Source organism: Clostridium sp. AM25-23AC, from assembly GCF_003435125.1.
In the GTDB taxonomy this organism is placed as follows: domain Bacteria; phylum Bacillota; class Clostridia; order Lachnospirales; family Lachnospiraceae; genus Pilosibacter; species Pilosibacter fragilis.
Genome location: NZ_QWGI01000048.1, coordinates 313 through 9,187 on the forward strand (window position 1 = coordinate 313; position 8,875 = coordinate 9,187).

Below are 8,875 nucleotides of genomic sequence, written 5' to 3' on the forward strand. Positions count from 1 at the left end.
TGTGGAGAGATTTCCTGAACTTTCCTTATTTTTCAAGGCTTACAGCCTCTTAGATAGTGAAATGATATGTATTTTCCCTTATCTTTGCCCTTATGCGGAATCCGCAAGGGAAATAAGGGAAATTTTTAGTTAAGCATTGCTCACTACTTTATCAAGAAGTCTTGCGGAATCCCGTTTTGCTTTTCTTGTTGAGTGAGCGTAAATATTCATTGTGGTACTGACATCAGAGTGTCCTAACAGTTCCTGTACATCTTTCGGTGCAGCCCCATTGGAAAGCAGATTGCTGGTGTAGGTGTGACGTAACTGGTGGAAATGGAAATCTTCAAATCCTTCCAGTTTCTTTGACACTGATCTGCATACAATGCTGAGTGTACTCGGCAGTTCCAAAGAGCCATCCGGTCTTAAGCAGACAAAGGAGATTTCTTTGTAATCTGCCGGGACTTCCTGCGTTCCGTCAAGGTGATAGTATTCATAATAGACTCTGTTTTTCACATGAACTTCTTTGTAGTAATTGCGGTGATATAATTCGCCATACTGCATCCGGTTTTTGAGTTGTTCCTTTCTGGCAGCTTTCAGTATTTCAGTCAGGGTATCGCCAAAATCAACAATCCTAACTTTTTTCCGCTTCGTTGGTCCAATAATGTTTTTGTGTTTCATGCCGTCGTAGCGGATACTGCGTTTTATGGTCAGGCATTGTTCCTCAAGGTTAATGTCCTGCCATGTAAGACCACAGGTTTCTCCGATACGGAGCCCGGCATAATACGCAATCTGAATCGGTAGAATGGCAGGTGGGTTTTTCTTTTCCAGATACTTGATAAGTTGCTCGTAATCATCATGCGAAATCGGTTGTGTGCCTTCTTCCACTTCATCATCGGAAAAGAGGTCAACTTCCTCTGCCTGTCGTTTCAGTTTGATATATTGCATCGGATTGAAACTGATTAGTTGTTTTGGAAATACTGCAAAACGGAATGACTGCTGTAACACTGCGGAAAAAGAATGGATATAATCTTTGCTGTATCCCTTTCTTACTTTCCCGTCTGGAAACTCACCACCGAATGTAAGCAGATCAAGAAATGCCTGTAAATGTTCGGCAGTAACTGTTTTCAGTTTGCGGTCTGCAATCGGGTGTTTTTTGATACAGCGGATTGCACCAAGATAATTTTCCACTGTGCCGTTGCTGAGTGTCCCGGTTTTCAGTTCTTCTTCCGCCCACATATCCAGAAGCTCTCCTACCGTAAGGCTGTCTGCCTTTGCGACAAACTTCTTATTTTCGTAATCTTCCAGTGCTTTGCGGAGAAGTTTTTCCGTCTCACTTTTACTTTCGGTTCCAGCATATTCTTTCTGAACCATTTTACCGCTTGCATCTTCTACATAGAAGCGATAGTACCATTTTTTTCCTTTTTTTCTAACAGATCCTTTTGCCATAATTGTATTTCTCCTTTCGATATCAGACAATCGGAACTGTTGAAATGCTTCTTGCGTGTAAGTATATCACAACTCCGGTTGTCTTACTATACCGATTCAGAATCCTCATACATAACTTCGGATAAAAGATTGGCAAGTCTTTGTTCGGCTGCTTCCGGTTTCTTTGAATAGAGCCTTATCACATCTGCCATATCGTTAAATGCGTTGACAGTATGTGTGATCTCTCTGAGAAACATAATCTCATTATATTCATCTTTCGATTCGAATCCCATTACTTTGGCAATGTCCGCATCTTTGGTACTGCCTTTGTAATTTTTACAGGCGAACTGAAACGAATCCAGAAACAGTTCATATTGCTTTAACATTAACAGCAGTAAGTCTTTAGAAAAAGCGTCTTCTGTTTTATTAAGATCAAGAGGTAACTGTTTGAGAATATCGCCCATCACATCACGAATCTGCAATTCCTTCTTATCCGTAATATCAGTTTCATATTCATCGGTTTCCCCTTTGAGCCATTCAATCGATACATGAAGTGCTTCCGAAAGGCCTTCCAGTACCATCTTTTTGGTATTGTCAATCGAACCATTCTCATAACGCAGGATTGTGGAAGCGGTAACTCCCATCTTCTCTGCGACATAAGGCTGTGTCAGATTTAATTCGAGACGGCGCTGTTTTGCCCTGCTGCCGATCAGCTTGCGTAGTTCTTTATCTTTCATGCTGATGTGCCTCCTTTTTCGGTATGTCATTACTATACCACGCAACAAAATATATTGCAATATGCAATTTATAGAAAACGAATGAAATTTCATAATGCTTGACAAAGCAATATAAACACGCTATACTGACAGCACAAATGAAATTGCATAATGCAATTTAAAAGGAGGTGGTCATATGACACAAAGAAAGATTGCCTTATCTATTGAAGAAGCTGCTGATTATACGGGAATCGGCAGGAACACCCTGAGAAAACTGGTGGAATGGAAGAAACTTCCGGTATTAAAGGTTGGGAGAAAAGTCCTGATCAAAACGGATATGCTGGAACTTTTTATGGAAGCCAACGAGGGCAGAGACTTGAGGGATAAGGGAAATGTGAAAGCAGTCACAAGAAACGGTTCAACTTAAAAAAGCGGTTCCCGAAGAAACCGCCAAAGGTTCTATCAGACCGGAGTCATGATATACCTACACGCAAACAGATTATACCATGTACTTCGTCTGACAGACAACAGGAAACTTATGTTTGGAAGAAAAAGAAAGGACGATGATATTTATGGCAAGATCAACAAAGAGTTATGAGGAGCGTATGCTCCAGTTGGAAAAGAAAGAACAGGAAAGCCTTGAGAAAGCAAAACAGTATGCAGCACAGAAACGGGAACTGAAGAAACGTCAGAAAGATGTGGAAACTAAAAAGCGGACACACAGGCTCTGCCAGATTGGTGGTGCGGTGGAATCGGTGCTGGGTTCTGCGATTGAGGAAGATGATATCCCAAAGCTGATCGGCTTCTTAAAAAGGCAGGAAGCAAATGGGAAATTCTTCTCAAAGGCAATGCAGAAAGAGCCAGTTGCGAATACGGAGGAAGTGTAATGCCGGAGGGAGTGGATTTTCCATTCCCTTCATTGCTTTTTCATGAAGGGCGCACTTATGGACAACCAGAGGTCGTCCGTATAAGTTTGCCACAGGTGGCAACCGGTCTGCGCTTATGCTTGCCGGGCTCGTTCCGTCGGCGGGGCTTTCAGCCAGACCTGCTCATGCCGCAGGAGGCACTCTTCGCCAGAGGGGCGCATTCCATGCAGGCTGTTATGCACAGGGCACTCTTACGCAGAGGGCGTTCCGGCAGATACCATTTTCTTTTTGGGAAAACGTTACCTGCCGGAAATCAAAGCCGGATACGGCAGAAAGGGGGAAACGGAGCATGGCGATTTTTCATTATACAGTAAAGATTGTTGGACGCAGCAAAGGGAAATCCATCATATCAGCATCTGCGTATCTCAATGGTGATGTGATGAAAAATGAAGAAACAGGCAGGATCAGCTACTACACTGCCAAAAAAGAAGTCGTTTATACCAGCCTGTTGATGTGTGAAAATGCACCACAGGAATGGCTGAACGTACCTGCTGAAAATATCAGACGGTTTCAGAAATCTGCCCGATATAAAAGAGCAGATAACAAAGATGCTGCACTGGGAAAATTTAAACTTACTTTTCAGAAACAGCGTTTATGGAATGAAGTTTTGAAGATTGAGAAGACCTCGGATGCACAACTCGGCAGGTCATTTGAATTTTCGCTTCCGAAAGAATGGAGCCGACAGGAACAGATTGATTATACAACTGAATATATTCAAAAGACCTTTGTAGATAAGGGAATGTGTGCGGACTGGAGTATCCACGATAAAGGAGATGGAAATCCCCATGTGCATTTACTTGTGACGATGCGACCATTCAATCCAGACCACTCATGGGGGAACAAAGAAATCAAGGATTGGGAGTTTGTCAGAGATGAAAATGGAAATATTGTGGTGGATGAATCCCATCCGGACTGGTGGCAGGATAAAAAGAACCCTGACCGTCATGGAATCCGAATCCCCGTACTTGATGAAAATGGAGTCCAGAAAGTCGGGACAAGGAACCGCAAACAGTGGAAACGTGTATTAACCGATGCTACCGGGTGGAACAATCCGAAAAATTGTGAGCTATGGCGGAGCGAATGGGCAAACGTCTGTAATGCACATTTGAAAACGGAAAATCACATTGACCATCGTTCTTATGCAAGGCAGGGAAAATTAGAGATACCGACGATCCATGAGGGCGCAGATGCCAGAAAAATTGACGAGAAATTTCAAAACGGACAGACATCCTCTACTTCATGGAAAGTAGAGGAAAACCAGATCATAAAAAGACAAAATGCACTGCTGGATAAAATACAGATTTCTTTTGGAAAAGTATCCAGTGCATTAACACAATGGAAGGAGCGATTGCGTGACATTAGAAGAAAGCCGGGAAGTCATTCCCATGATGGAGACAATGATAAACCAGATCGAGGAACAGCAGAATCTTATGGCAGAGATGGTACAGGAATTGCAGGAACGGGACAGGCAGCTCCTGTCTTTTCAGGAGCAGAACCAGAGTTTAAAAAGCTTAAACAGCGAATTATCCAGGCTGCTAAATCTTTTGCCAGATACAGAAGAACTGCTCTCACAGATCGAGCAACAGAAAACCAGAATCGAACAGTTGGAAAACGAGAATCAGCAATGGCAGGAATTAACGCAGAAGCTGAACAACGAGAACAGCTTATTGCAGAAACAGAACAGCGAATTGCTGACCTTAAACAGCAGATAGAGAAAGCGAGGGAGATCGATGAGCGAATGCAGAAACTTAGAGAACGTCGGGCAGGTGGAAGAACTTCTGCTGATGACCGAACAGATGCAGGACGAACTGGATCAGAAAGACCAGACAATCCAGGAACTAAACAGGCAGCTAAGCGAATCGCTGACCTTGAACGAGAAATTGAACAGCGAAAACAGAGCCGAGAATATCGAAGCATTGCGGACAAGATTAAGGCAAACAGAGGAACGATTGACCAGCGAGACAGACAGCAGGAAAAGAGCCGACGCAGAAGCCGTGGCATGGAAATTTAAGTATGAAAAAGCAGAGCAGGAAAAACTTTATGCACAGACACACCAAAAGACGGTAGAGGTAGCTGTTGAGAAAAAAGTGCCTTATGAGAAATGTGAAAAATGTGACCGTACTGCTTACCGGAAAGCAAAAGAAAAATGCGATAGCCGTAAAAGCCAGTTAGAAAAGAAATATAAAAATATGACGATTGGTTATGAAAGTATCTTGTTTCTACTGGCATGGTACAGCATAACAACAACACTGTTTACTGCGATTCTTTCGCCGGTTTTCCTTAACGACTGTATCGTCTTTTTCGGTGCGTTAGGAAAAGGAATGGGAAGTTTATTTCGGGAGTTTGTGACAGGTGCAGACTCTTTCGGACAGTTAAGCAGTGGAATACCTAACAGTATTCTTTCCGGGATTGTGTACTGGCTGATTGCCGGTACTGTCATGGCAATTTTATTCGTAATAACCGGGTGGCTGATAATCGGGATTGGTTATCAGGTAGGAAAAATCTACCGGAAATATTGTTGGGATATCATCAGTATCGTGGTAGCGATAACGAGTACAGCTGTTGTAATTTACTTTGGAGAATGGATTAAAAACGCTAATCCGATAAATCTTATTGTATTGCTATTACTGTCGCATATTATTTATATTGGAATCAGATGTTATGTGAAAGACTGGATGGAAGAACGAGGATATTATTAAAAGAGGACAGGGAAATTTCATAATCTTCCTGTCCTTAGTAAGGGACTATTGATTGTTTATATAAAGAAAAAGTATATAAATAAATCTTGACAATTAGTACGAACTCGGGCTATAATACAAAAGTCCGGATTCGTACTAATTTAAGGAGGAAAAAGATGAGAAAAGATAATAATATGATAATACAGTTGCAACGATATTATGCTTTATGGAAAGAATGTACAGCAATGTATGAGGAATGGTCAAAGGATCAGGGACTGTCTTCAAATGGAGTTTTTGCTTTGCATTCATTTTATGAAAGTAATGGAAGATGCACGCAGAAAATGATAAGTGAAAAATGGAATATACCTAAGCAAACGGTAAATACGATACTAAAAGATTTTCAGAAAAAAGGATACATCAATATGGTATCTGATGATTCAGACAAGAGAAATAAGCTGATATGCCTCACAGAATCAGGAATGGAATATACGAAAGATATCATAGAAAAACTGCACTCAAAAGAAATATATGTAATCGAAAAAATGGGATTAGAGAATATAGAAAGTCTTAATGATAATACAGAGCTGTTTATCAGACTTTTCAAGGAAGGAGATTGTAAGAAAAATGAATCATAAATCATTATTTTTTAAATATGTTATTCCATCTATTATAGCATTTGCATTATCAGGAATATATGCGATAGTGGATGGATATTTTGTAGGCAATACCATAGGAGATGCTGGACTTTCGGCTATTAATATTGCATATCCGATTGAGGCTTTGATTCAGGCTCTTGGAACAGGAATTGGTATGGGAGGAGCTGTTTATTACTCAATTAATGCAGCAGAAAAGAAAGGAAAACGGGCAGAAGAATTTATTGCTACAAGCTGGTGGCTTCTTGTAATAGTAAGTGTTATCAGTACCATAATTATTTACTCCTTTTCGTCTAAAATTTTAGGATTGCTTGGAGCAGATGGAATTATATTAACAAATGCGACAGATTATATCAAAATTATAGCACTTGGAGCAATATTGCAGATTCTTGGAACTGGAATGATGCCATTCATTAGAAATTATGGAAACTCTTTCTGGTCAATGTTTGCGATGGTTGGTGGATTCATAACCAATATTGTTCTGGATTTTATCTTTGTATGGATATATGAAATGGGCATGAAAGGTGCAGCCACAGCTACAATAGCCGGACAGGGTGTGACTGCAGCAATTGCAATCATATACGCATTATATAATAAAAAGTTTTATGTGTATGTATCCTTAAAAAATGTAAAAGAAATGTGTGGCGCTATATTCAGAGTAGGTCTTGCACCATTTGGGCTAGCATTGACTCCTAATATTTCATTGGTGTTTATAAACCGATTCTCCGCTTCTTATGGGGGAGAAAAAGCTATTGCAACTTATGCATGTGTATCCTATATTATCTGTATCATATATCTCATATTGCAGGGCGTAGGTGATGGAAGTCAACCTTTAATGAGCCGTTTTTATGGTGAGAAGGATCAAGAAAGCCTGAGAGGAGTTCAGAGAATGGCATACATTTTTGCAATAATTCTTGCTGTTTGTGGTGGAATTATCATGTATGTAAACAGAGCAAATATTGGAGGGGTTTTCGGAGCTTCTTATGAAGTAAGTATTGAGATTTCTAAAATTGTACCTATATTTTTAGTGTCATTACCATTTGTTGCGATTACCAGAATAGCGACAGCTGGATTTTATGCTACTGAAAAAAGTGGATTGTCATACATTCTTACATTCATTGAACCAGTATTGATGCTGATATTTATGCTTGTTTTACCACCTTTATTTGGTGGACAGATTATGATATGGTGGAGTACGGTATTGGCACGTGTTTTTTCAGCGATTCTGGCATTCATACTAATAAAATATTGCGAAAAGGGAGATTTGCAATATGGAATACAGAAAATTTAACAATCAGATAGTAGCAAGAATAATCTAGGTTTATCTATTGTATTTTTAAGGACAGCCTCATAGCAATAGGGCTGTCCTTTTAAAATTATGAAGCTAATTTTTAATAAATTCTAGTAGATTTTGATTGGAATAATCATAACTCTAATGAATCTTCAGCATCTACCCACATCTGTAAATTCCCATCAAGATATAACCTTGCATATTCTAATGGCTCATCGATTGCAAGCGATGTCAAAGCACAATCAGATCCAGGTGTGGTTCTTAAATTTTTTTCTGCTTCCCAACAATCAATACGGAGTATATAGCCCGTATTAGTATATACATCAATGCTGTTGCACTGTGGATTGTATTCTGCAAATATTGTTCTCATCGTATCCCATCTCCTTATCATTTAATCAATCAGTAGTAGCAAAAATTAAGAAGCATTTCAATCAGTTCACCATGTCACTTTTATTTTGTGTTATACTGTCTTATAGATTTTTCTTGCCCTTGTATTTGCCCTTATCAGAGTGCATAAACACTGATGGGACGATATAACACAAGGGAAATAATAAGGGAAAGCTCACCTGCGACAAATCCAGTGTTTTCAAGGGGGTGCGAAGAATTTAATAATAAAATATAACAGTTATTAAATTTCTTAAAACAGGTGAAATCTCAATCGGAATTTGTGGAGGAGAATATTTATGTGTTTTGTATGTGACAGGATTAAAGAAACCAGAGTTGGCAACAACCCATTTTTTGTAAAGGAACTTGAAACAGGATATGTGGTGATTGGGGATTATCAGCATTTTAAAGGGTATACTTTGTTTCTATATAAGACCCATGTTGTTGAATTATTTGATCTTGATGCAGAAGTGAGAGCAAAGCATTTATATGAAATGACACTTGTTTCTGAAGCCGTAAAAAAAGCTTTCGGAGCACAAAAAATGAATTATGAATGTTTGGGAAACGGGGATGGCGGAGCACATATTCACTGGCATTTATTTCCGAGGATGACCGGCGATATAGAGAACTATGGAAACAACGGCAGAGGACCTGTTTGGTGGTACCCGAGGGATAAGATGTACGCTGATGATAACAGACCTAGCGCTGAGGAACTTGAAGAACTGAAAAGTAAGCTTCTTTGCGAACTAGACAAACTGTTGATGTGAGACAAATTCCGATTTATCGATGCCAAAAGGACAAAACAGTATATCGCGGAGGCGAT

At 39.9% G+C, this 8,875-nt stretch carries 11 protein-coding genes; 8 read left to right on the forward strand and 3 right to left on the reverse strand.

The genetic code is table 11. The annotated features are described in order from the left end of the window. Window positions 1-129: 129 nt before the first annotated feature. On the reverse strand, window positions 130-1,425 hold the full coding sequence (locus tag DW677_RS16880) for a tyrosine-type recombinase/integrase (protein ID WP_117347818.1): 1,296 nt from the start codon (window positions 1,423-1,425) through the stop codon (window positions 130-132). An 86-nt stretch (window positions 1,426-1,511) separates the two neighbouring features. Next, entirely contained in the window at window positions 1,512-2,141 is a 630-nt protein-coding gene (locus DW677_RS16885; RefSeq protein ID WP_117347817.1) for a helix-turn-helix transcriptional regulator, read from the reverse strand. Between the two features lie 175 nt (window positions 2,142-2,316). Between DW677_RS16885 and DW677_RS16890 the strand changes: the two genes are divergently transcribed. The 7 genes from DW677_RS16890 (at window position 2,317) to DW677_RS16920 (ending at window position 7,668) form a co-directional block, all read left to right on the forward strand. After that, entirely contained in the window at window positions 2,317-2,547 is a 231-nt protein-coding gene (locus DW677_RS16890; RefSeq protein WP_002578307.1) for a helix-turn-helix domain-containing protein, read from the forward strand. Between the two features lie 145 nt (window positions 2,548-2,692). Further along, entirely contained in the window at window positions 2,693-3,007 is a 315-nt protein-coding gene (locus tag DW677_RS16895; protein ID WP_002578306.1) for a DUF3847 domain-containing protein, read from the forward strand. Beyond that, window positions 3,007-3,360, forward strand: coding sequence for a hypothetical protein (locus DW677_RS19230; RefSeq protein ID WP_009243740.1), 354 nt, complete (start codon window positions 3,007-3,009; stop codon window positions 3,358-3,360). The genes DW677_RS16895 and DW677_RS19230 overlap by 1 nt, the downstream gene beginning before the upstream one ends. After that, on the forward strand, window positions 3,336-5,057 hold the full coding sequence (locus DW677_RS16905; protein ID WP_009243741.1) for a MobA/MobL family protein: 1,722 nt from the start codon (window positions 3,336-3,338) through the stop codon (window positions 5,055-5,057). Before DW677_RS19230 ends, DW677_RS16905 begins: the two co-directional genes overlap by 25 nt. Next, a complete protein-coding gene (locus tag DW677_RS16910; RefSeq protein ID WP_009243742.1) occupies window positions 4,996-5,745 on the forward strand; it encodes a DUF6040 family protein in 750 nt (249 codons plus the stop codon). Before DW677_RS16905 ends, DW677_RS16910 begins: the two co-directional genes overlap by 62 nt. 155 nt (window positions 5,746-5,900) lie before the next feature. Continuing rightward, window positions 5,901-6,359 (forward strand): MarR family transcriptional regulator, encoded by a 459-nt coding sequence (locus DW677_RS16915; RefSeq protein WP_009243743.1) that lies wholly within the window; start codon window positions 5,901-5,903, stop codon window positions 6,357-6,359. After that, a complete protein-coding gene (locus DW677_RS16920) occupies window positions 6,349-7,668 on the forward strand; it encodes an MATE family efflux transporter (RefSeq protein WP_002595210.1) in 1,320 nt (439 codons plus the stop codon). The genes DW677_RS16915 and DW677_RS16920 overlap by 11 nt, the downstream gene beginning before the upstream one ends. Window positions 7,669-7,801: 133 nt before the next feature. Here the strand turns inward: DW677_RS16920 and DW677_RS16925 are convergent, their stop codons facing one another. Beyond that, a complete protein-coding gene (locus DW677_RS16925; protein ID WP_002578301.1) occupies window positions 7,802-8,038 on the reverse strand; it encodes a DUF6061 family protein in 237 nt (78 codons plus the stop codon). Window positions 8,039-8,351: 313 nt separating this feature from the next. Here DW677_RS16925 and DW677_RS16930 point away from each other — a divergent pair, with 313 nt between their 5' ends. After that, a complete protein-coding gene (locus DW677_RS16930) occupies window positions 8,352-8,819 on the forward strand; it encodes an HIT family protein (protein ID WP_117471164.1) in 468 nt (155 codons plus the stop codon). Window positions 8,820-8,875: the final 56 nt, after the last annotated feature.